The organism is Dyadobacter sp. (genome assembly GCF_017744695.1).
GTDB lineage: Bacteria > Bacteroidota > Bacteroidia > Cytophagales > Spirosomataceae > Dyadobacter.
On the sequence record NZ_JAGIAS010000001.1, the window covers coordinates 796533 to 818630 of the forward strand.

General features: G+C 51.7%; 17 protein-coding genes. 3 read left to right on the forward strand and 14 right to left on the reverse strand.

Going from position 1 to position 22098, the window contains the following annotated elements; all coding sequences use genetic code 11:
- Window positions 1-29 precede the first annotated feature (29 nt).
- Complete coding sequence (locus J7619_RS03055) at window positions 30-2645, forward strand: FtsX-like permease family protein (RefSeq protein WP_291193831.1); 2616 nt, start codon at window positions 30-32, stop codon at window positions 2643-2645.
- A gap of 18 nt (window positions 2646-2663) precedes the next feature.
- On the opposite strand, the gene J7619_RS03060 is transcribed toward J7619_RS03055, so the two are convergent.
- Genes J7619_RS03060 through J7619_RS03075 form a run of 4 tightly spaced genes read right to left on the reverse strand, consistent with a single transcriptional unit; the run spans window position 2664 to window position 8562 of the window.
- On the reverse strand, window positions 2664-4298 hold the full coding sequence (locus J7619_RS03060; protein ID WP_291193835.1) for a hypothetical protein: 1635 nt from the start codon (window positions 4296-4298) through the stop codon (window positions 2664-2666).
- Between the two features lie 37 nt (window positions 4299-4335).
- A complete protein-coding gene (locus J7619_RS03065; RefSeq protein ID WP_291193837.1) occupies window positions 4336-6537 on the reverse strand; it encodes a DUF4175 family protein in 2202 nt (733 codons plus the stop codon).
- Window positions 6530-7654, reverse strand: a complete 1125-nt coding sequence (locus tag J7619_RS03070) for a BatA domain-containing protein (RefSeq protein ID WP_291193840.1) — start codon at window positions 7652-7654, stop codon at window positions 6530-6532. Before J7619_RS03070 ends, J7619_RS03065 begins: the two co-directional genes overlap by 8 nt.
- Complete coding sequence (locus J7619_RS03075; protein ID WP_291193843.1) at window positions 7654-8562, reverse strand: DUF58 domain-containing protein; 909 nt, start codon at window positions 8560-8562, stop codon at window positions 7654-7656. Before J7619_RS03075 ends, J7619_RS03070 begins: the two co-directional genes overlap by 1 nt.
- Window positions 8563-8668: 106 nt before the next feature.
- Here J7619_RS03075 and J7619_RS03080 point away from each other — a divergent pair, with 106 nt between their 5' ends.
- Window positions 8669-8884 (forward strand): hypothetical protein, encoded by a 216-nt coding sequence (locus tag J7619_RS03080; protein ID WP_291193846.1) that lies wholly within the window; start codon window positions 8669-8671, stop codon window positions 8882-8884.
- A 19-nt stretch (window positions 8885-8903) separates the two neighbouring features.
- Here J7619_RS03080 and J7619_RS03085 read toward each other — a convergent pair whose 3' ends face one another.
- The 10 genes from J7619_RS03085 to J7619_RS03130 form a co-directional block, all read right to left on the reverse strand.
- Window positions 8904-9887, reverse strand: a complete 984-nt coding sequence (locus tag J7619_RS03085) for a MoxR family ATPase (protein WP_291193849.1) — start codon at window positions 9885-9887, stop codon at window positions 8904-8906.
- Window positions 9888-10040: 153 nt separating this feature from the next.
- Window positions 10041-10658 (reverse strand): DUF4159 domain-containing protein, encoded by a 618-nt coding sequence (locus tag J7619_RS03090; RefSeq protein ID WP_291193852.1) that lies wholly within the window; start codon window positions 10656-10658, stop codon window positions 10041-10043.
- 2 nt (window positions 10659-10660) lie between these two features.
- Window positions 10661-11998 carry a TldD/PmbA family protein gene (locus tag J7619_RS03095; protein ID WP_291193855.1) on the reverse strand — a complete coding sequence of 446 codons (1338 nt, stop codon included), beginning with the start codon at window positions 11996-11998 and terminating at the stop codon, window positions 10661-10663.
- 201 nt (window positions 11999-12199) lie between these two features.
- Entirely contained in the window at window positions 12200-13837 is a 1638-nt protein-coding gene (locus tag J7619_RS03100; protein WP_291193858.1) for a TldD/PmbA family protein, read from the reverse strand.
- A gap of 136 nt (window positions 13838-13973) precedes the next feature.
- The gene (locus tag J7619_RS03105; protein ID WP_291193861.1) at window positions 13974-15290 is read right to left on the reverse strand and encodes a TldD/PmbA family protein; all 1317 of its coding nucleotides are present in this window, start codon (window positions 15288-15290) and stop codon (window positions 13974-13976) included.
- A gap of 234 nt (window positions 15291-15524) precedes the next feature.
- On the reverse strand, window positions 15525-17168 hold the full coding sequence (locus tag J7619_RS03110) for a TldD/PmbA family protein (RefSeq protein WP_291193864.1): 1644 nt from the start codon (window positions 17166-17168) through the stop codon (window positions 15525-15527).
- A 226-nt stretch (window positions 17169-17394) separates the two neighbouring features.
- The gene (locus tag J7619_RS03115; protein WP_291193868.1) at window positions 17395-17748 is read right to left on the reverse strand and encodes a response regulator; all 354 of its coding nucleotides are present in this window, start codon (window positions 17746-17748) and stop codon (window positions 17395-17397) included.
- 236 nt (window positions 17749-17984) lie between these two features.
- On the reverse strand, window positions 17985-18797 hold the full coding sequence (locus J7619_RS03120) for a sugar phosphate isomerase/epimerase (RefSeq protein WP_291193871.1): 813 nt from the start codon (window positions 18795-18797) through the stop codon (window positions 17985-17987).
- An 11-nt stretch (window positions 18798-18808) separates the two neighbouring features.
- Window positions 18809-20200 carry a sugar porter family MFS transporter gene (locus J7619_RS03125; protein WP_291193874.1) on the reverse strand — a complete coding sequence of 464 codons (1392 nt, stop codon included), beginning with the start codon at window positions 20198-20200 and terminating at the stop codon, window positions 18809-18811.
- Window positions 20201-20209: 9 nt separating this feature from the next.
- The gene (locus J7619_RS03130) at window positions 20210-21061 is read right to left on the reverse strand and encodes a phytanoyl-CoA dioxygenase family protein (RefSeq protein WP_291193877.1); all 852 of its coding nucleotides are present in this window, start codon (window positions 21059-21061) and stop codon (window positions 20210-20212) included.
- Window positions 21062-21198: 137 nt separating this feature from the next.
- On the opposite strand from J7619_RS03130, the gene J7619_RS03135 reads away from it, so the two are divergent.
- Window positions 21199-22095 (forward strand): AraC family transcriptional regulator, encoded by an 897-nt coding sequence (locus J7619_RS03135; protein WP_291193880.1) that lies wholly within the window; start codon window positions 21199-21201, stop codon window positions 22093-22095.
- Window positions 22096-22098: the final 3 nt, after the last annotated feature.

The window sequence follows — 22098 nt, forward strand, 5'->3', positions numbered from 1 at the left end:
ACCATCGGATCATTTCAAAAAATTTTCAAATGCCTGCACATCGTCCGCCCCGCTGGGCAGATTACCTGCTCGAAAAGTTTGTAAATCCGCGTTTCCTGGAAGATATTCAGGGCAACCTGGAAGAAATCTTCCTGCGCCGCGCACATGAGGCGGGCGTAGCGCGGGCGCGACGCGAGTATGCGTGGGCGGCCCTGCGACATCTCACCCCCTATTTCACGAAAAAAAGTCCCGGCCCATACCCGACTGTTTCCAACCTGAGTCCTGCCATGCTGAACCACTACCTTACCTATGCCTGGCGGCATTTTGCCAAAAACCGCCAGTTCACATTCCTGAATGCCGTCGGGCTGACTACCGGCCTCATGTGCACATTGCTTATTTACCTCTGGGTAGCCGATGAGCTCGCTTTCGACCAATTTCACGAAAAAGGAGCCCGCCTTTATAAAGTGATGGTCCACGAAAAAAGTGGTGACAAGCTGGTAACCTCCGACGGTACCGGTGGGATACTGAGGGAATTCCTTCCCGGGGATATGCCCGAAGTGGAAATGGCTGTTTGTACAACGCCTCCCGCCTGGTTTCAGAAATTCAGCCTTTCAGCGGACGGGCGCACCGTGAGCGCGGAGGGGAATTTCGTAAGCCCCGATTATTTCAAAGCATTTTCCTTCCCCTTGATACAAGGCGATGCCCGATCGGTACTCACCGACAAAAACACAGTGACGATTTCCCGGCAAATGGCCGTACGCCTGTTCGGGTCCGCCGAAAAAGCGATGAGCCAGGTTGTGGAATGGAAATGGCAGGCATTTTCCCGCAAATGCCTGGTGACCGGTGTCTTCCAGGACCAGCCGCATAATTCCAGCGAAAAGTCTGAGCTGCTGATTCCCCTGAGCGCCTGGGACGACATATTGCCCCAGGGCAGCATGCCCAACACCGCCACCGGCCCGTTCCGTAACTTCCTCGTGTTGAAACCCGGCGCCGACGAGCATCTGCTGGAAGCAAAACTGGCGGATTACGCCCAAAAGCGCTTCAATGACCCCAATGCGATATTATTCCTCCAAAAATACGCCGATGGCTACCTCTACGGCCAGTATGAGAATGGCGTGCAGTCGGGCGGGCGGATCGAGTATGTACGGCTGTTCAGCGCGATTGCGGTATTCATTCTGATCATTGCCTGCATCAATTTCATGAACCTCTCTACGGCCAAGGCATCCGTAAGGGTAAAAGAGGTAGGTGTCAAAAAAGCATTGGGCGCCGGACGTGCAACGCTTATCTTCCAGTTCCTCGGCGAGTCGATCCTGATGAGTTTTATAACATTGATCATCGCGCTGGGGGCTGTTTGGCTAGTATTACCTTATTTTAATACAATCACTAACAAACAGCTGACCTTACATTTCAGCGGGCAGTTTATCGCTGCATTGGCCATTATCCTGCTCCTCACCGGCCTGATCGCCGGCAGCTACCCGGCATTGTACCTGTCCCGATTTAATCCCGCCCTCACTTTAAAAGGCAAACTATTGCATGGCATGGGCGAGCTCTGGGTGAGGAAAGGGCTGGTAGTGTTCCAGTTTGCGGTTTCGGTGATCTTCATTATTTCGGTTGTGGTCGTATACAAGCAAATCGATTACGTGCAGTCCAAAAACCCGGGTTACGAAAAGGACAATATCGTGTACTTTGAAATGGAAGGGCGCGCAGCAACGCAAACGGAGGCATTTCTGGCAAGGCTTAAAACACTGCCCGGTATCGTGAATGCGTCGAGTATCCAGCAAAAAATCATCCTGCCGGCATTCCTGCCGTCGGCCGGTGTGCGCTGGGACGGCAAAAACCAGAAAGACGAGATCCGTTTCTATAAAATGCCCGTCAACTACGGCCTGACCGAAACGCTGGGCATCCGTATGATCGCCGGCAGGAGCTTTTCGAAGGATTTCGGATCGGATACAGCGGCTGTGGTATTAAATGAAACCGCCGTGCGGCAGATGGGCATCACCGATCCGATCGGCAAACAGATTATGGTCGACGGTTCAAAAACCCATATTGTTGGCGTAGCCCAGGACTTTCATTTCAACTCATTGCACGAAGCCATCAAGCCTTTCATTTTCAGGCTATCGCCGCAGGAAACCATGCTCGCCACCGTCAAAATTCAGGCCGGACAGGTACCCGCCACCATTGCGCGAATGAAGGACTTTTACGCGAACTTCAATCCCGGCTACGCATTCGACTATGCGTTTCTCGACCGCGACTATCAGATTCAATATGCGTCGGAGCAGCTTGTGGCGCAACTGGCCAGGTATTTTGCCGTTCTGGCGATATTGATCTCCTGTTTGGGACTATTCGGTCTGGCCGCATTCACGGCCGAACGTCGCCGCAAGGAAATCGGGGTGCGAAAGGTATTAGGCGCCACCACCGGCAGCGTAGTAACGATGCTCTCGCGTGAATTTCTCGTGCTTGTCGCGGTCGCGATTGCTGTTGGCTGTCCGCTGGCATGGTGGCTCACGGCGCGCTGGCTCGATCATTTTGCTTATCGCACCACCATCGGGGCAGGCATCTTCATCGGGGCTGGGCTGGCAACAATCGCTATTACGCTAGCTACCATCAGTTTCCAATCCGTCCGCGCGGCACTAACCAACCCTACACAATCATTGAAATCAGAATAACTTGGCGAGGCGACACTGTCACAGCTTCGGCTCGATCCAAACCGCGGCCAGACAGAGCATCAACCAGGAGAACCAAGCCCATCCAGGGAGTTTTTTCGTTGGGACAGCCTCTCCTTTCGGATTGGGATTGGGGGTATTTTTTTGTGTGGATTGAATAAAATGCTGCATGCGGGAGGCATATCGCAACGCTGAGTAGTTCTGTACGTACAATTCGGTACCCGCTGAATCATGAAGCGATTGCCAGCCGCTACGCACCGGTAAAAAATGAGCAACTGCCGAGCGATCGTTCAATGCGGAAGTAGTCGTCGAAACGGTGTCCTGACCGATCGTCAGGAATTGCCGAACTGGCAGAAAGTTGTTCAAATGCATTTCAGCCGGCACATTTTGAAAAACCGGAGCACCGCATTCGATCAGCCCTCCCTGCGGTGGACGCACGTATGCGAGGATTTCGTTCCAAATCTTGCCATAAGCAATGCTATCGCCCGATAGCTGCATTGGAAACGTCTCATTCAACAAGCTCACCGCGACTTTGCCGGTCATCTCTTCAGTTGCCACCGGGTAATGCGGCGCACGTACCTGCAAACTGTGCAGCTCGAAGCGGAAAGGTAATGCAGTCAGGGAATTGGATACGGCAACCGATTCCTCATTAGCAATTTTCATCGCCTGAAAACGCGTGTCCAATGCGTTGTTGATCGCCCGGAGTTCGGTAGCCGGGTCGCCCAGCTGGATAAAAAGTACACTTTTCCCCGCATTCACCGCCTTCTTCACAGTCGCATCGGCAGCGTTTGAAGCCGTTGTTACGAGCAGGTCAGGTTCGGCGGCCCGATTGATCGTGAGTCTGGTGCGGATATTTTTTGACAGTAAGGATTCATACAGCACGGCATGGCCTTGCTTACCCAACCAGGTTGCCAGGTTACGCGTTTCAAAATCAGGGTTATCGAGGAGGAAGCGAATGGTCAGTTTCTGTTCGGGCTGCGCGAAAAAGCGGAGGGTGTCGATGGCTTCCCCGTCAAGATGCAAGGTCGTCGTCGTACGGCCTTCGCTGAATGCGGGAAACGTGAGCCTGAAATTGTTCCTGCCCGCGTTCAGGATTACGCTGTCGAGCGTCTGGCCTGCGTAACGTATTTGCAATGTCTTCTTACCCGTTGCATGAATGTGGCCGTCGATCCGCTGCATTTCGCCTTTCCGCAATATCCCTTTCCAATGCAGGCCGCTGAGCGTATTCTGTGCAAACCACGGCTTCCAATGCAAAACAGGCAGGTTTTGGAACTGTCGGATAGATTTAAAAACCGCGTCATCGAATTCCTGACCCGCTATCACCAACGTGTCCACGGGCCTGTCGGCAATTTCATCCACCGGGATCATATCCGCGGCGGCCAGGCTATCGCGCATGTGCCCCGCAATGACGGAAGGCACATTATCGGCAACCAGCAGCCCGGTTTTTGAAGTGTTGCCCATTTTAAAATATGGATCCAGCATCCATACTACCACGCTTAGCCAGAGCACCGCATTCAAAGTCGCCCGGATACCGAATCGCCCCGAATGCCGGTGCCTTGCGTAGAGCAGCCCGCATTGCAGTAGCAGCAAGCCCAACACGGCCACGACTAGCATTAAATTCAAAGGTTCGGTCCAGTTGAAATCGGTACGGATCATTCAGGTGTTCAGTTCTTGCTAAATTCTTTGAAAGGGTCTAACGCAGTGCTTTCCGGAATGCGGCCTCCAACTTTTTCTCTCCCGACCATAGCGAGCGGTTTTGCAATGTGGCATCCGTACGTTTATACAGGTCCCGCTTCAAATCCGCCATTTCGGCGTCACTCAATATCCTGCCGGCGGCGAGTTTTTGCAGGGCCGCCGTCATGTTCCAGTTTTGCAAACCGCCGTTAAACGGGCCACTTTCGATGAGCCGCTGTACCAGTTCCGAGCTTAATGCAGCCCGTTTGGCCTGTTCATATTTGGGTAACCTATCCTTTTCCAGGTAGCCCAGCAATGCAGCCGCCAGCGTGGCGGTTTGTTTTGGGTTAAACTCCTTTTCAAAATCCCATTTCGTCGACAGGTCTTTCAGTTCGCCCGTCAGGCGCTTCTCCTTTTCCTTGATCGGCGGCGGGTCGTACCCGCTTTTCTTCACGTAGGTTCGCGCCTTCTGTTGAGCGGTTTTGAGGTATTCCAATGCTTTGTGCTCGAATGGAAGCGCTTTCTCCGGCTCATACGTACGCAAATGCAGCTCCGACTGCCACATTTGTTCCAAAGCCATTTTCAAAAGGCTGCGCGTGGATTGCTCGTAGAACGTGTTCGTTTCCGCGTCATCGTGCGCGTGCGTGTATTGCTCCATGAGAGCCGCGAGCGGGTCTTTTTCTCCCGCGGGCTCATGCGGGTGCTCATGTGCATGCGTATCCGCGTGGGCGGGCTCCCCTACGCGCGACTCCGCGCCCTCACCCTGGCCATCCGAATGATGCGTGAAGGCATCGATGACATTACCGTCATCCGCCGCCGGGTGATCTCCGCCTATCGTGGTTTCAAACTCCTCGCCCAGGTATTGCCCGTAACGCAGCCGGAGCACTTTCTGATCAAAGCCAATTTCGTTGGAGATCGCGTTAAACTCGGCGGTTTTGATCTTTTTACGTTTGGCAATCAGCTTTTCGGTATCGATAATGATCTGCCGTTGGCTACGGAAATACTCCGGCATAATGTTCACTGCCATGGTCGCAAGCTCCGCCTCCTCAACTTTCGCAGTATCCTTATACACAACAAAATACGTATCCGATTTGCTAAAATTCGCTTCCGGCTGCCGGTTGTCGGTCGCTGCCCAATAGTAGTAAAGTTCATCGCCCGGGGTGAAATTCAACGCTTTCAGATCGATAGTTTTCCGAATGTTTGCTTCCTTGAAATCGGACGGGCTGAGCGGCATACGGACCTCGCGGAACTTGACATTCTCACCCGATCCGCGCGCCACGGTAGCCACTATGAAAGCCTGCTTAACCCGGAAATCGTCTGATATTCTGGCTGAAATACTGATATTTTTCGGGTCTTTGAGAAAATGGTAGCGGTACAATTCTTTTGAAGCCGGCTCGATACGCGGCGCCAGATCGGGCAAGGCTTCGAGTTTATAAAAATCCGATTGGTATATCAGCGAATCCTTCCAGTACCCCTTGATCGAATACAGCCCTGAGCCGGCAATGCGGTCGCGAAGCACAAATGTGCCGCCCGACTCCTTCAAAACCAGCTCCTCTCCCCGGCTGTTGGCCATGTGCACTTTGAGGCCCTCTGTGCGAGCAAACTCCACCGACCATTCTACCGTCGAACCCACCAGCGCACTGATATTCAAATCGGAAGACTCCCCTGAAGGCAGTCCGGTGTATGCGGGCGGTGTCACCTTCACCCGTGCGGTACGGTATTCAGGCGCTTTCGGTGGTGCATTTCGGGTTGAAACTAATGGCGATGCCACTGCTTTTTCGGGTACATTACCATGTGTTGTCAAACGGTTAACACCATAATAAACGCCCCAGGCGAGCAACAATATCACGAAGTAAATCCACACCTCGCGGAACACTTCCCGGCGTGGAACAGACGCGTCCCTGCCTACGATCCGTTCGAGCTGCATTTGTTCTACGAGGTTCAGGTCGAGCCTGTTGAGCAGGTCCAGACTGTATTCCAGGCCCGGGTTATGCCGGTGAAGCAGGGCGATGGCATCGCGTTTCCGGTCGGTAAATGCTTTCGTTCGAAAAATGCCGATCAGCCAACCCACCCCGCTGATCATTGATTCCAGCCATGGATGGTCGCCCGGCAGCGCCCTCGCCAGCGAACTGAAAGCGAGGCCCAGCATAAAACACTTGCCAATCGCCACCCACTGGATTTGCATGTTCACCGATTTGATCCGTTTTTGTAAATCAGCCATTGCCTCCCGCTGTTTTGCGCAACGCCAGCCAGCGCTCCGCAGTGAGCAATAACATCAACCCGAGCAAGAGCCAGGGCCGTAATGCGGCTTCCTGATGCACACCGGCAGCGTCCACACGATCAAACAATGCGGCCAACTGTCCGTTACTCAGTCGACCGCTATTCTGTTGAAACTTCAAATCTTTGACCAGTAGATCACCAAGCCACTGCGGGAATCTGCCGCTTTCGACCAGTTCGGAACTGTTGGGTTTCAACGAATCCGGAAGAAACGTGGCCGATGCCAGTGCCGTCCATTCCGGTACCGCCCCCGAGATAATATATCTGGTTCCGGCTTCTGCATGAAATATCGGATTATTGGTAAAAATCCAGTCATAGTGCTTGTCAGCATCTTTTTTGTTTTCTATTTCAAACACAAAACCATACACCTCAGCCAACGCCGCAAGGCCGGCTTGAATGGTTTTCCGTTCGGCAGCGTCGCCATTTTCTACCAGAATATGCACCAGGCTTTTATAAACCGGCTTTTTATTCCGGAGTGAAAACAGCTTGCTGCTCGAAGAATCAGCAGCCGGAAACAATTGGTATGCGCCGGGAACGTAAACCTTTGGGAAAGCAGTCACTGCAATATCGTTACGAAAATACAGCTTAAAAGCTCGTGCACCGCCGCCTGACAATACATTGATATTCTGCTGAATAACAGACAAACCTGGCGAATCGGAAGGTATTTGAGAAAGATCTCCGGCCAATCCGGGCGCATTACCGAGCCAATAAATTGATTCGCCGTTCTGTTGCGCTTTTTCAAGTTCGAAGCGATAGGTTTCCGTCACGAGCCGGTCGGCCTGTACCAGATGGACCACTTCCGAAGTACCCGTATGTGCGAACCAATCGGCAACGGGCTTACTCAATATCAATGCGAGCAGTACTACCAGCAGGCAACGCAGGATCATCAGCCACAGCTCGTTCAGCCGAAGACCGCGATGTTGCAGCGTAGTTTGCGCTCCAAGCCAGCGCATGGCCGCCCATTCAATGGTTTTGCCCCGCTTTTGGTACCAGAAATGGATAGCCACCGGTACCGCCAGAGCCAGCATTCCCCAAAGCATATATGGTTGCAAAAATGCCATCAGCCCTTTCGTCTGGTTAAAAATGCTTTCAATACCATCCCCACGGGATCGCTCATACGCGCCCGTACGAGACGCACGTGCGGGATTTGCAATGCTGTTTTCAAACCGGCCAGATAGCTTTGCATCGATGTCCTGAACTGCGCGCCCACGGTTTCCGCATCCAGCTCTATTTCCTGCTCACTTTCCAGGTCTTTGAACCGGTAAAAACCTTTCAAATCAAATTCCATTTCCTGGTCGCCGAGTATCTGAAAGATCGCAATTTCCCGATAGGGCCCCGCCAGCGAGCGAATCCACGATAACCATTCGTCGTTGGTTTGCAGCAAGTCGCTCACAAAAATGAGTTGTTCTTTCTTTTTGGACTGAAATTCTGCCGGTCCGCGCCGGGGTTGGTTCAACACCGGGGTTCCCCACGAACCTGCCGCGGTTGCTTTTTCCAACCCTACCAGTATTTTCTGAAATGCCTGCCGCGCCGACGATGCTGCTCCCGTTCCGCTGATCGTTTCCACACGGCCCTGGGTTAATCCGTACAAACTCATCTGGTCATTCTGAATATAGCAGAGGTACGCGAGCGATGCCAGCACGATTTGCGCATATTGCAGGCGACTCACACCGTTTTCGGTATAATTCATGGATCCCGACAAATCCAGCACAAACCTGATCTGCCGGTCGCTTTCGGTCGACGACTCGCGGACGAGATGCTTGTCGGTCCGCGCGAACAACTTCCAGTCGATGCGCTTCGGATCATCGCCGGGTTCGTAATGCCGGTATTGCTCAAATTCAATGCCTATTCCCGACCGTTTACTGGAATGAATACCCAGCATCAGCTCCTCGCTCACCAGTTTTCCGGTCAGTTGCAGGTTTTTGAGTTTGATCAGGCTGGATGCCAGTAATCCGGTTGTTTTTTGCATTGTTTGTTATCGTTGTTTCTGACAGAAGTTCGCGATCGTTTTTGTTGTTACATGCCTGACGGCATTTTTCACGCCGGGTTTAGGTCTTGTTTTCTACCAATGTTACATGCCTGACGGCATTACCATCAGCGAATATGAGCAACGCGCTCGCATACTTTCGTCGGTATTCAGGCGACTCCTCCGGAGCCTTTCCCGCAATGCTTCCATTTTGCTGCTACAAGCAGGCAGCCGCTCCGTGGCTTGCTGCGCAAATCGCGTTAGCGATGTAATATTGGTAGCAGTAACCACGACAACCGACTCTAAAATCCCGTCAGGGATGTAACAACAATCGGACGCGCCGCTTACAACCCATTCAACAACTCCTGGATCGCGTGGTCGCTGGTGATACCCTCCGCTTCGGCGCGGAAATTCATCGCAATACGATGCCGCAGCACCGGGAATGCCAGCGCGCGAATATCCTCAGGAATCACTGAGAACCGCTCATGCAGCACCGCTCGCGCTTTCGCGCATAATACGAGCGCCTGCCCCGCACGAGGGCCCGCGCCCCAGTCGCACCATTCTTTTACGTATTCCGATGAAGTGTTTTCAGGCCGCGTGGAGCGTACCAACGTATTAATTTTAACCAATAACTCATCCGCAATATGTACCTGGCGCGTAAGCTTTTGCAGGTCGGCCATTTCGGTATCCGATAATATCCGTCCGATTTCCGGCCGAGCGGTACCGGTGGTAGTCCGCAATACGTCCAACTCCTCTTCCTCGCTGGGATAACTGAGTTTGATATACAACAAAAACCGGTCGAGCTGCGCTTCGGGAAGCGGGTAAGTCCCGGCCTGTTCGATCGGGTTTTGTGTCGCGATGATCAGAAAAGGGTTGGGTAATGCGTAATTCTCGCCGCCGTAGGTAACGCTTTTTTCCTGCATCGCTTCAAGCAATGCGGCCTGCGTTTTGGGCGGTGTCCGGTTGATCTCGTCGGCCAGCACCACATTGGCAAATAGCGGCCCGCGGTTGAATTTGAAAAACTTCTTTCCCGTTTCATGGTCTTCCTCCAATATTTCGGTACCCACAATATCGCCCGGCATCAGATCGGGCGTAAACTGGATCCGACGGAAGCTCATATGCAATGCTTCCGACATCGTCTTAACCATGAGCGTTTTAGCAAGACCCGGCACGCCTTCCAAAAGGCAATGGCCGGATGCAAGCAATGCGATCAATATTTCTTCAATAGCATCCTGCTGCCCGACGATCACTTTGGCTATTTCGGCTTTGAGAAGCGGCAATTTGGCCACTAGCGAGCGGTAATGTGAAGTTGTCGTTGAGGTTTCCAAATTTTGAACGTTTTTTTGACCGCTGACCGCCGACGGCCGATCACATACTTGCGATCATTGACATTTATTTTATTTATCCGCCTAAACCCAAAAGCTGCCATACCGCAATCGGCGGTCGGCGGTCCATGGTCGGCGGTCGCGCCGCAGCCGCTCCTATCCCGTCAACGCATACACCACAATATTCACCCCAAACCGCGTATTGTCAACCGCCAGGAACCGTTTATTCCGGAAATCGTAATCCCATTCACAGCCGTAATCCTTGTTGCTGTAAAGGACGCCGATTTTGCCATTGATAGTAATGGCTTTGAGGTAATCGTGCACGAGGTCGTCGCCCCAGCCATTCAGCTCGAAGGAAGTGGTCGGCGGGCCGTCGTCGAATTTGAAAAAACTGTGGTAGATAGGATGGGTGTTCGGAATTTTCTGCAAGGCTTTCGGGCCAAACGTCCGGGCCATTTCCTGCTCGAACGATTTGGCAAAAAGCCCGTCGATATCGTGATTACAATCGTCCACGAACACGAAGCCCCCATTCTGGACGTACCTTTTGAAATGGTCTCTTTCCTGGGTCGAAAATTCCACCAGTTTGTGCCCGCTCAGGTAACAGAACGGGCTTTTGAATATTTCGTTGCTGCTCAATTGCACTACTTTTTCCTTCTCGTCGACCGGTATGGTGGTGTACTCGACCAGCGAATGCAGCAAATTGGACGGCATTCGCTGGTCGGTATCCCAGTTACCGGAAGTGTATTGGATTCTGGTGAAGAAAAAAGGTTTCAATACTAAACTGCGTCAGATAACGATGAGAATGTGAACTCCCGGATTTTCATCGGCGGGATCAGGTAATTGCTATTGCTTTCGGTGCTTACCACGCGCTCGGGTTTGCCGAGCGTTTCGAGGTTGTTGAGCATGATCACCGGACTTTCGTTAAAACGGAAGTTTTTGATCGGATGTTTGATCACCCCGTTTTCGATGTAAAAAGTACCGTCGCGCGTGAGGCCCGTGAGCAGGAGCGTCTGCGGGTCGACCTCGCGGATGTACCAGAGCTTGGTCACCAATATCCCGCGTTGCGTGGATTTGATCAGCTCTTCCATACTTGCCGTTCCTCCGGCCATGATCACGTTGGTTGGGAACGGCACGGGTTTCACATTGTTCTTTTGTGCCCAATAGCGCGAGTACACGAGGTTTTTGACCACACCATTCTCAATCCAGCTAATCTTGTTAGCAGCCTGTCCGTCCCCTGCCCAGGGCGATGCCGGCAAGTCGGGATGGGTCGGGTCCGAATAGATATGAACGCGCTCGTCGACGATCTTTTCGTTCAGCTTGCTTTTACCTCCTGCTTTGCTCAAAAACGAGCGGCCTTCGTCGGCGCTTCTCGCATCGAGATTGAAGAATATGTTTTCCAGTAGCACCGCAGCAGCAGTCGGTTCGAGGATTACCGTGTATTTGCCCGGTTCCAATGCCTTCGCATCGACAGAACCTTTGGATTTTTGAATGGCAACCTTCGTGGCTGCGGTGGTATCCAGCTTGGCTGCATCACTATAACCTTTGGCCACATAACCGGAGCCTCTACCGTCCGGCGTGCGTACGGTAAGGGAAAAGTTGACGCTCGTGCTCGGATAGTAGGCAAATAGCCCTTTGGAATTCATCATAGCCGAATAGCCCTTCTGGTTTTCCAGGAAACCGGCTGCGGTCATGTTTTGGGTACGAGTCAGGTCCAGGCTTTTGGCGACGGCGTCGGCACGATACGCAGGGTTAATGCCGGCCGTAGATTCGAAAAAGCCGTTGGATTTCAGATAGGTTTGCGGTTCCAGCACACTCACATATTCAGGATTTTCGGGCGCCAGCCGGGCCAGCTCCTCCGATCGCCTTACCACTTTTTCAATCGACTCGTCGCTGAATTCGTCAATCGTGGCGACGCCTACTTTTTTTCCAAATGCAGATTGAACCTGCAAATTCTGGTTGATAAGCGACCCGCTCGTCGATACTTCGTTTCGGGCGTAACGCAGGTTGCCCCGCTCCTCACCCAGGATATTCACCTCGCATTCGTCTGCTTTGGAATAGCTCAGCACCTTTTGCAATAATGCCTTTGCTTCTGATTCAGTTAGTATGATGGCCATGTTGGATGTTAATTTCGAATGATTGAATGACTGAATGACTGAATGAGTGAATGAGTGAATAAAAGTCAAGTGTAGTTGAGTGGGTCAGATGTAGTTTTGCTGAAAAGTCCATGATTATTACTGACTCAATGACGATTATTCAATCATTCAGTCATTCAATCATTCGGTCATTCAAAATTCACTCATTCACTCATTCACGCATTATATCTTCCTCGCCGTATTGATAACATTCACGCCGTTAAACCGCGCCGTGGAGCTGCCGTGCGATACAGCGCTGGACTGCATGGGTTGTCCCTTGCCGTCGAAGAACGAGCCGCCCAGGCGGTAGTCGCGCTCGTCGCATACCTGCACACACGAGTTCCAGAATTCCTGCGTATTCGACTGGTAAGCCACATCTTTCAACATCCCGGCGATCTTTCCGTCCTTGATTTCATAATACAACTGGCCACCAAACTGGAAGTTATAGCGTTGCTGATCGATCGAGAATGACCCGTCGCCGATAATGTAAATGCCCTTTTTAACATCCTTAATCATTTCCTCCACCGACAACGGTGTTTTACCGGCCGCCAGCGACACATTCGGCATTCGCTGGAACTGCACCGAGCTCCAACTGTCGGCATAGCAGCAGCCATGGGATTCTTTCGCGCCGATGATATGCGCCTGGTCGCGGATCGCCTGGTAGTTCACCAATATACCGTCTTTCACCAGGTCCCATTGTTTGGTATTAACCCCTTCATCGTCCCAACCTACCGCGCCCAGCGAGCCTGGCTGCAATTTGTCAGCTACGAGATTCACCTGCTTGCTGCCGTACTGGAAGTTTTTGGATTGCCATTTATCGAGTGTTGCAAACGAAGTTCCGGCAAAGTTGGCTTCATAGCCCAGTACCCGGTCGAGTTCCAGTGGGTGCCCTACCGACTCGTGAATAGTGAGCCACAAATGCGAAGGGTCGAGTACGAGATCATATTTACCGGCCTCCACCGATTTGGCTGTGAGCTTCTCCTTGGCTTGCAGAGAAGCTGCGGTCGCGTCTTCGAGCATGTCGTACCCTTTGTTGTAGCGGGTCGTCACGCCGGTAACTTTATCGGCCGGGTTCGACTGCAGATAATCGTACCCCATGCCCATCGGCGCGCTCAGCGAACGGCGTGTCTCGAATTTGCCGGTTTTAGGATCGATGGCCGTCACATTGAAAAGCGGCCAAATGCGATGGATATCCTGATCGATATAAGAGCCATCGGTCGAGGCAAAATATTTTTGCTCATTCACCTGAAAAAGGATCGAATTCACATAGTTGGCCCCATTCTTCATGGCGGCGTCGTTCACCGAAAGCAGCAGATCCACCTTTTCCTTGATGGGTACTTCAAATGCATTCTTTTTGAACGGCGCTTTCCAGCTCACTTCCCCAAAGCCTTTTTGCGGGGCGAGCTGTACGGGTTCTTTCATGAGCTTTGCGTTGGCTTTCGCGATGGCAACCGCTTCTTCCGCCGCTTTCGCCAGTTGTGCTTCACTTTTGGCATCCACTACCGCAGCGAAACCCCAGCAGCCATTGGCTATCACGCGCACACCCACACCGTATGATTCGGTATTGACGATATTTTGGACCTTATCTTCCCGGGTAGTTACGAATTGATTAAGATAGCGGCCAATACGCACATCGGCATAGGATGCGCCCTTGGATTTGGCCGCATTGAGGGCCGCGTCCGCAAGCCGCTTTTTCAGGGCCACATCATCGCCCGGCACCAGAAATGCCTCAGGCGACACCGGCCGGCCCATTGCGAAGCCCGGCAACATGAACGCTCCCGTTCCGAGCCCGGCCATTTGAATAAAATCTCGTCGTTTCAAAGTGTAGATGTTTAGCTAATAGAATTGATTGGGTGAGTCAAAAAAGTGCAATTCATAAGTTAATGAATGGCTGCACTTGTTTCAACTCACCTGTTATGGATGGCAGGATAGCAGTTTAAATGGACTACGTTTATCGCTAAACCGCATCTGAAAGGCTTGTAAACGTAAAATCACGGATTTTGAGCGGCGGTATCAGGCTGCCGTTGGTACGTACCGGCTTCCCGATGGCCTCCACGTTGTTGAGCATGATCACCGGGCTTTCGTTGAAGCGGAAGTTCTTAACCGGGTACTTGATCTGTCCGTTTTCGATGTAAAAAGTACCATCGCGCGTGAGGCCCGTGTAGAGCAGCGTTTGCGGATCCACAGCGCGGATGTACCAGAACCGCGTGACGAGAATACCTTTCTCGGTCCCTTTGATCAGGTCGGCAAGCGAGTCGTTACCGCCCTGGAAAATAATACCATCGGGGGATGGAATCGCTTTGACGCCCTTTTTCTGCGCCCAGAAACGCGAATAGTACATATTCTTCACCACCCCGTTTTCAAACCAGGTTACTTTCTCCTGAGGTCGGCCATCGCCGGCGAATGGAGAACCGGGCACTTCCGTATTCACGGGATCAGAGTAAATGGTGACGCGTTCATCCAGAAGCTTCTCGCCCAGGCGTGTCTGTCCGCCTTTCTTACCCAGGAAGCTCCGGCCTTCGTCGGCACTGCGCCCGTCCATATTCCGCATCATATTGAGAATAAGATCGTGTGCGGCGGTGGGTTCGAGGATCACCGTGTATTTGCCGGGTTCCAGCGCCTTCGCATTCACCGACGCCATGGCTTTTTGCATCGCGATCTCGGTCGCTGTCCGGGTGTTCAGCTTGGAAACGTCATTATAGTCACGCTGCACAAAACCGGAGCCAGTGCCATCCGCCGTCCTCACGGTCACCGAAAAGTCCACGGAAGTGGATTTGTTATATCCAAAAAGCCCTTTGTTGTTCCCTATCGCCGTAAAACCGCTCGTATCTTCCATATAACCTGCGGCGGTCAGATTTTTCTGCGTGCAGGGTTCAATACTTCCAAAGGCTGCTTTGGCCCGGTATTCCGGATCAATACCCGATGTCGTATCTGCAAATGCCTGGGTATTCACATATTGCTGGGCCCCAAGCATCGGCACATATTCGGGATTATCGGGTGCAAGCTTCGCGATTTCCTCTGCGCGACGTACAGTCTTTTCGAGCGATGCATCGTCGAACTCGTTAATCGTAGCCGTTCCCGACTTTTTACCAAAAACGGCTGTGACGGAAAGCGACAAATCGTTGGTCTCACCGCTGGTCGACACCGAATTGCGCGCATAGCGGATATTGCCTGTCCGGTTCCCCGAAAGCGAAGCGCTGATCTCGTCAGCCTTCGAAAATGCCAGGACTTTATCTATGATTTTTTTAGCTTCTTCTTTTGTAAGGATTGCCATCGTTCATCTTTTTTTGATCGATCTGATTTTGAATGATTCGCCGTGGAACGGGGAATGATTGAATGATTGAATGATTGAATGATTGAATGATTGAATGATTGAATGATTGAATGATTGAATGATTGAATGATTGAATGATTGAATGATTGAATGATTGAATGATTGAATAGATAACTGTTTCCTGTGAAACCTTTATTCGGTCATTCAGTCATTCGGTCATTCAAAATTCACTCATTATATCTTCCTTCCCGTATTAATCACATTCACCCCGTTAAACCTTGTCGTCGCACTACCGTGTGAAACGGCGCTGATCTGGGAGGGTTGGCCCTTGCCGTCGAAAAACGAGCCGAATGTGCGGTAATCGTCCTTGTCGCAGAGCTGCACGCACGAATTCCAGAACTCCCGGGTGTTGGACTGATAAGCCACGTCATCAAGCATTCCGGCGATTTCGCCGTTCTTGATCTCATAGAAAACCTGGCCTCCAAACTGGAAGTTGTAACGCTGCTGATCAATCGAATAAGAACCTCTTCCGACAATATAAATACCCTTTTCTACCCCTTTGATCATATCGAGCACGCTCCGTTTTTCCGTTCCGGGTTTGAGGCTGATATTGGGCATACGCTGAAATTGAACGGAACTCCAATCATCGGCATAGCAGCAACCGTGCGACTCTTTTTCGCCCAAAATCTGCACCTGGTCGCGGATCGCCTGGTAGTTGACCAGGATACCGTCCTTAATAATATCCCACTCCTTGCACGGAACGCCTTCGTCGTCGTACCCGACCGCGCCCAACGTATGCGGTTGCGTTTTGTCGGCCACGATATTGACGAGCTTGCTGCCATAATTGAAATTTTTGGTCTTCCATTTATCCAGCGTCGCAAAGCTGGTACCGGCGTAGTTGGCCTCATAGCCTAGCACGCGATCGAGCTCCGTCGGGTGCCCCACCGACTCGTGAATGGTGAGCCCCAAATGGTTAGGGTCTAAAACAAGGTCGTATTTGCCCGGCTCCACCGATTTGGCCGTTACTTTCTCCTTAGCTTGCTTAGCAGCCATAATCGCATCCTCCACCATATCGTAGGAGTTGCGGTAGCCCACCATGCCGTTCGGGCCCGCGATTTTCTCGCTGGCCAGGCCGTCGAGATATTCGTAGCCCATGCCCATCGGGGAGCTGATCGCGTCGCGGGTTTTGAATTTGCCCGAAGCCTTGTCGGTCACGGTCACGGTGAACGTAGGCCAGATCCGGTGGATATCCTGATCGATGAAAGAGCCGTCGGTAGAAGCAAAATATTTTTGCTCGTTGATGAAAAAGAGATTCGAGGTCACAAAGTTGGCCCCGTTATCCATCGCGGCGCCGTTGACTTTCATCATCAGGTCGATCTTCTCCTTCACCGGTATCTCAAATGCATTTTTGGTAAGCGGCGTTTTCCACGTCTTATCACCCACGCCTTTCTGCGCCGCAAGCACCACCGGCTCTTTCTGGAATTTCGAATTCGCTTTGGCGATCGCTACGGCTGTCGCAGCACATTTGGCAATGCCGTCGGGTGTCACATCGCTCGTAGCCGAAAAGCCCCAGGTACCATTGGCAATCACGCGAATACCGATTCCGTAAGATTCCGCATTCACGATATTTTGCACCTGTTTCTCCCGTGTGAACAGGTATTGCTGCAAATAGCGGCCGATACGGACGTCCGTGTAGCTGGCGCCCTTGTCGCGGGCGGCATTCAACGCGGTTTCGGCGAGTTTTTTCTTGGTAACGGCATCCAGCCACGGAGTGAGCAGTTGGGCTTCGGCCACGGGACTCCCGATGACCGGAACCTCGGAGAGCATCATAGCGCCCAAGCCAAGGCCCGACATCTGCATGAAGTGTCTTCTTTTCATTGGTTAAGGTTTAGCCTTTCGGCAAAAGATGAAGAATAGTCGGATATTGAATCTCCAATGTAGTCAATATATCCTTAACAAATATTGGTGTGGCAATTTTTTTGTACCAAACAAAAGAGCGCCGGAAGTTCGTGGACTTCGGCGCTCTTTTGTCGCGGTGAGAGACCACAACGCATTCGGACCTAGTAGCATACTACGCCCTGCATGGCATTCTGATAATCTTCACCTAGTACAAACGCGATATCATCAGCGTCCGTAGTTGCTGTTCATCCCAGGGCTTGTTGACATAACTGTGAAAGTATCCCTTACCAGCCGCCCAGCGAAACTCATCCGTATAGGCGTTACCGGTGAGCAGCACGCGCATACTGGAAGGATATTGATTGGAAGCCAGTTTGAGAAATTCAAGCCCGGTCATTTCGGGCATCTGATGGTCAGCAAAAATAACGTCGATTTTGTGTTCGCCGAGGATTTTCAGCGCTTCTTCGGTTGAATTGGCCAGGTAAATCTGGGCGTCTCTCCGGAAGGTCGCTTTGAAGGAATTCAGATTATTAATTTCATGGTCAACATAAAGGATGCTCATAGTTATTAGATCGATCGGGGGGTTACTACAAAGCAAATTTATGAATTAACTCATTACCCGGAACAAAATCCCGGACTGCGTAAAACAACCGAAAGCTCTGTCAAATTCCCAAAGGTATCACATTTCGCATCCGCGTAGCGAAAACCAACTCATTGTCAGTATTTTAATGACAAAAATTTTATTTAACGGTAAAACCCATTTCAATTAAAATGCTAGAAAATAATTAGCGCTGCTGCCTAAATCGACTGATAACGATCTTTCAGGAGGTTCATCATGTGCACGTTCACATCCCACTGGCTCACCAGCGGCATTTGCGTGTAGGGCATCGCAGGCATATAAGGCGCGGGACCGAACTCGGTGGTAACGGTAAGCGTGGTGCCATTTTGCGTATGAATTGCCGCAACACGGTCCCACCAGCCGAGGTGTGCATTCAGCACTTCCTCCCACTCGGGTGCGCGCGGGTCGTTCACCTGCGGGCCTTCGGGATGGCCCACGCGGCTGTGGATGTGATCGGTGCGCGAAATGGCGAGCGCTACTTCGTCGGAAAGGTCGGCGAGGAGCGATTCGTGGACGGCGCACCAATGCGAAATATCCAGCGCAATGCGGATACCGGGGTCCGATTGCAGGTAGCCCATCGTGATATGGGCAGCGAAGAGACTTTTACCCCGGTGCGTTTCGTGGATGATGGGAATCCCGGAATCGGCAGAAAGCTTTGCTGCAAGCGCGAAAAGCCGCTGGTTTTGCGCGGTATTGAAATAGTCTTTGCCGGTCTGGCAGTTAATCAGCACCGGCCGCGCGTCGATCAGATTACGGAGGTATTTTTCGTAATTCGCAGCATGCTCATCGATACTTTTCTCAAACGATTGCCAATACTGGCCGATCAGCCGCAGATCCCAGGCTGCCAGCGTATCCAGGATGGCCCGTTTTTCGGCCGAATCGAAAGGCAGCGCCATTTCGACTCCGTCGTACCCAGCCGCTTTTACATTTTTACAAAAAGTATCGAACGGAAGGGTATTCCCCCACTCCGGTGCGTAAAATTGAATTGTCATTGGATGGGTAATCAGCTTTTTTGTAATAGTTTTTCAATTTCTTCCAAAGACCTGCCCTTGGTTTCAGGAACGCTGGTACGGACAAAAAAGTAGTAAACCAGACATACCGCCGCGTGGATCAAAAAGGTGACCGGTATGCCGAAATACTGGTTCATAACCGGAAACAAGGCCGTCGTGAAGAAATTGGCGATCCATAAGGCGAGCGTAGCCACCGCCATGGCATTACCACGGATACGGTTTGGAAAGATTTCGGAAAGTGCCACCCACGTCACCGGCCCGAGCGTGGCGGAATAGATCCCCACGAATGCTAGCACGAAAACCAGCACCCACAAGCCCGACCATTGCAGATAGAAAGCAGCCGATAACGCCAGCGCATCCGCAAACAAGAGAAACGAGCCATATTGCAAAAGCTTTTTGCGCCCAGCCTTGTCGATCGTACCGATGGCGACAAAAGTGAATATAAAGTTGGTCAGTCCGATGATGATCGACTGCAAAAACGCCGAATTCTGTGCCATGCCAGCCTTTTTGAAGAGCTCCGGGGCGTACGAAAAAATCGAATTCTGCCCGACTATCTGCGAAAATACGGCAATCATCACACCGATAAAGACAATATGCGCGACATCCTTGCGAAATAGGTCAGCGACCTTGTATTCTGTTTTATCTGCGAAACTTTGCTCAATCTGCTCCTGTTCGGCCAATGCATAATCCAGCCCACCTACACGTTCGAGAACGATATGCGCTTCAAACTCCCGGCCCGCGCGTATCAGCCAGCGCGGACTTTCGGAGGCCATGAAAAGGCTGAAATAAAAGAGCAATGCCGGAATAGATTGCGAAGAAAACATCCACCGCCAGTTATCCTCGACATCCAGCAGCATGTAGTTTGAAAAATAAGCCAGCAATATCCCCACCACAATGGACAGCTGGTAAAACGAAACCGTAGTTCCGCGCATGGGAGCAGGGGAAATTTCGGCCAGGTAAATCGGGCAAACGAGTGCCGCGGCCCCTACCGCTACACCGCTCAGCATGCGAAAGCCAATAAACATCGGGAAGTTCTCGGCCCAGCCGGTCCCCCCACCTGTAACGGCGAACAATATGGCACAGATCATCAGCAATTTCTTACGCCCGAGCCGCTCGCAGAGCCAACCTCCCAGGACAGCGCCGATGGCCGCGCCCAGATTGATACACCCCACGGCCCAGCCCGTTTCCAGCTCGTTCAGTCCGAAATGTGCCTGGAAGAATCCGACCGTCCCTGAGATGATCACCAGGTCGAACCCGAACAATATCCCGCCCAAAGCTGCAATCGCGCTGAGCAGGTAGACATACCCCTTGTTGATTTGAACAAGCCCTTGACGGCCCAGTCCGGTCTTGTCCAAATTGGAAAAAGTGCCTGGGGCGTGTGCCATAATGTGCGTTTATTTTAGTGATACGTCTGCTTCCTTACTCAAAAAATCAGCTTCCGATTCCGTCAGACCGGCGGCTTCCCAGGTAAGCAAGGCTTCGTCCGGAACGACGTCGATAGGTGTGACGCTGGATGCCGACGGTGAAGATTCATGGTAACCGATATTGGTCGACCGGTTGTAGCATGAGATCAACGACCAGCGTGCCCGATCGGAAAGGTTAGCCTCCGACCTGTGCAGGATATTGCTGTGAAAGAAAAGAGCATCACCCGCATTAAGCTCCACGAACACGTGCTCCATAGTTCTCAGTGCCAGATCCACATAGCGTTGCGACGCGCCTACCTGCTCACCCGAAAAGCCGTGCTCCACCCGCCCCATTTTATGCGAACCTTTAATCACTTGCAAACAGCCATTTTCAACATTGGCATCCGTTATCGCGATCATGACCGACATCAGCTGTTCGGGAAAGAGGAATTCATTTTTATACCAATATCCATAATCCTGGTGCCATTCCCAAGCCCCGCCTACGCGTGGCTCTTTTTGCATGAGTTTGGAATGGTAATGGCAAACCGAATGGCCTTCGTCCCCTGGCTGACGGTCGAGCAACTGGTCCACCGAACCTACGAGCGTCTTACCCCGGGTTAACAAGCCGTACACATCATCGCCCGGCTTGTACCATAGCGAAAGCTTGCTACGCTTGCCGGTGCTGTCGTTAACATTGATGGCGTGCTTGCTGATCATCGCATCATCGAGCGCGATACGGTACAGCCTGGAAACTTCCTCCTTGTCGTAAAACCCACGGACGATCAGATAACCGTCCGTGTGATACTGCTGAATTTGCGCGTGTGTCAAAAGTTGCTTAGTCATGAGAATGGGATTAGGAATAGTACTTAAACATTCCAAAATTCAGCTATTCCAGGAAATAAACGAATGAACAATTTTGTCCAAAACATGGATTATTTTACCTTTATCACACTCATTATCTTCCTATTAAAACACACATTATGCGTAAAAGCAGAGGCTTCGAAGGCGAGCTCATCATCGAAATACCCAAAGTGGCCACATCCCATTGCGAGCAACTGCCGCTGATCAGCCAATTGTTCATCTCCCGGATGGGTTATTATCCCAAAGCATTGCATCATTACTATCAGCGCCCCAATGGCATTTCACAGGCCATTCTGCTGTATTGTTCTGATGGTCAGGGCTGGATAGAGCTAAACGGAAGCATTTCCCAGGTGCATGCGGGCGAGGTGTTTATCTTGCCTGTCGATGTACCCCATTCGTATGGGGCCGATCCGCAAAATCCGTGGAGTATTTACTGGCTTCACATCAACGGTGCCCTGTGCGATGCGGCGGCAGCGACAGTCATGGAACGCGACAGCGAACTATTCAGAGCCATCCCGGTAGGGTTTTCCGAGGAACGCAACGCGCTTTTCACGCATATTGCCAATACCCTGCTGAAAGGATACAGCGCTTCTAACCTGCTGCAAGCCAACCTGGCTTTACCGCATTACCTTTCGTCATTCATCGCCCCGGAACATTTCGGCTCGCGGAAACCGTTGGCGGCGAACACCAGCCCGACGGAAAAGGCGATCATGTATATGCAGGACAACCTGTCGAATTCCCTTTCGCTGGATAATATTGCCCGTTCGGTAAATTTATCAGTGTCTTTCTTTTCCCGGAAATTCAAAAAGGATACCGGGTACGCGCCGATCGAGTACTTCAATTATCTGCGCATTCAGAAAGCTTGCCAGCTGTTGCATTTCAGTACATGGCGGATCAACGAGGTAGCTTCTGCCATCGGGATCGATGATCCGTTCTACTTTTCAAGGCTTTTCAAACAGCAAATGGGCCTGTCGCCGGCACACTACCGAAAAAATAAGGGCATAGAACGGCAGTAAAAA

Excerpts from the sequence above, each read along its gene's own strand:
- J7619_RS03115 (WP_291193868.1), bottom strand. The coding sequence starts at position 17,748 with ATGAGCATCCTTTATGTTGACCATGAAATTAATAATCTGAATTCCTTC.
- J7619_RS03130 (WP_291193877.1), bottom strand. The coding sequence starts at position 21,061 with ATGACTAAGCAACTTTTGACACACGCGCAAATTCAGCAGTATCACACG.
- J7619_RS03075 (WP_291193843.1), bottom strand. The coding sequence starts at position 8,562 with ATGCAAAAAACAACCGGATTACTGGCATCCAGCCTGATCAAACTCAAA.
- J7619_RS03095 (WP_291193855.1), bottom strand. The coding sequence starts at position 11,998 with ATGGCCATCATACTAACTGAATCAGAAGCAAAGGCATTATTGCAAAAG.
- J7619_RS03110 (WP_291193864.1), bottom strand. The coding sequence starts at position 17,168 with ATGAAAAGAAGACACTTCATGCAGATGTCGGGCCTTGGCTTGGGCGCT.
- J7619_RS03065 (WP_291193837.1), bottom strand. The coding sequence starts at position 6,537 with ATGGCTGATTTACAAAAACGGATCAAATCGGTGAACATGCAAATCCAG.
- J7619_RS03070 (WP_291193840.1), bottom strand. The coding sequence starts at position 7,654 with ATGGCATTTTTGCAACCATATATGCTTTGGGGAATGCTGGCTCTGGCG.
- J7619_RS03080 (WP_291193846.1), top strand. The coding sequence starts at position 8,669 with ATGCCTGACGGCATTACCATCAGCGAATATGAGCAACGCGCTCGCATA.
- J7619_RS03060 (WP_291193835.1), bottom strand. The coding sequence starts at position 4,298 with ATGATCCGTACCGATTTCAACTGGACCGAACCTTTGAATTTAATGCTA.
- J7619_RS03125 (WP_291193874.1), bottom strand. The coding sequence starts at position 20,200 with ATGGCACACGCCCCAGGCACTTTTTCCAATTTGGACAAGACCGGACTG.
- J7619_RS03055 (WP_291193831.1), top strand. The coding sequence starts at position 30 with ATGCCTGCACATCGTCCGCCCCGCTGGGCAGATTACCTGCTCGAAAAG.
- J7619_RS03105 (WP_291193861.1), bottom strand. The coding sequence starts at position 15,290 with ATGGCAATCCTTACAAAAGAAGAAGCTAAAAAAATCATAGATAAAGTC.
- J7619_RS03120 (WP_291193871.1), bottom strand. The coding sequence starts at position 18,797 with ATGACAATTCAATTTTACGCACCGGAGTGGGGGAATACCCTTCCGTTC.
- J7619_RS03135 (WP_291193880.1), top strand. The coding sequence starts at position 21,199 with ATGCGTAAAAGCAGAGGCTTCGAAGGCGAGCTCATCATCGAAATACCC.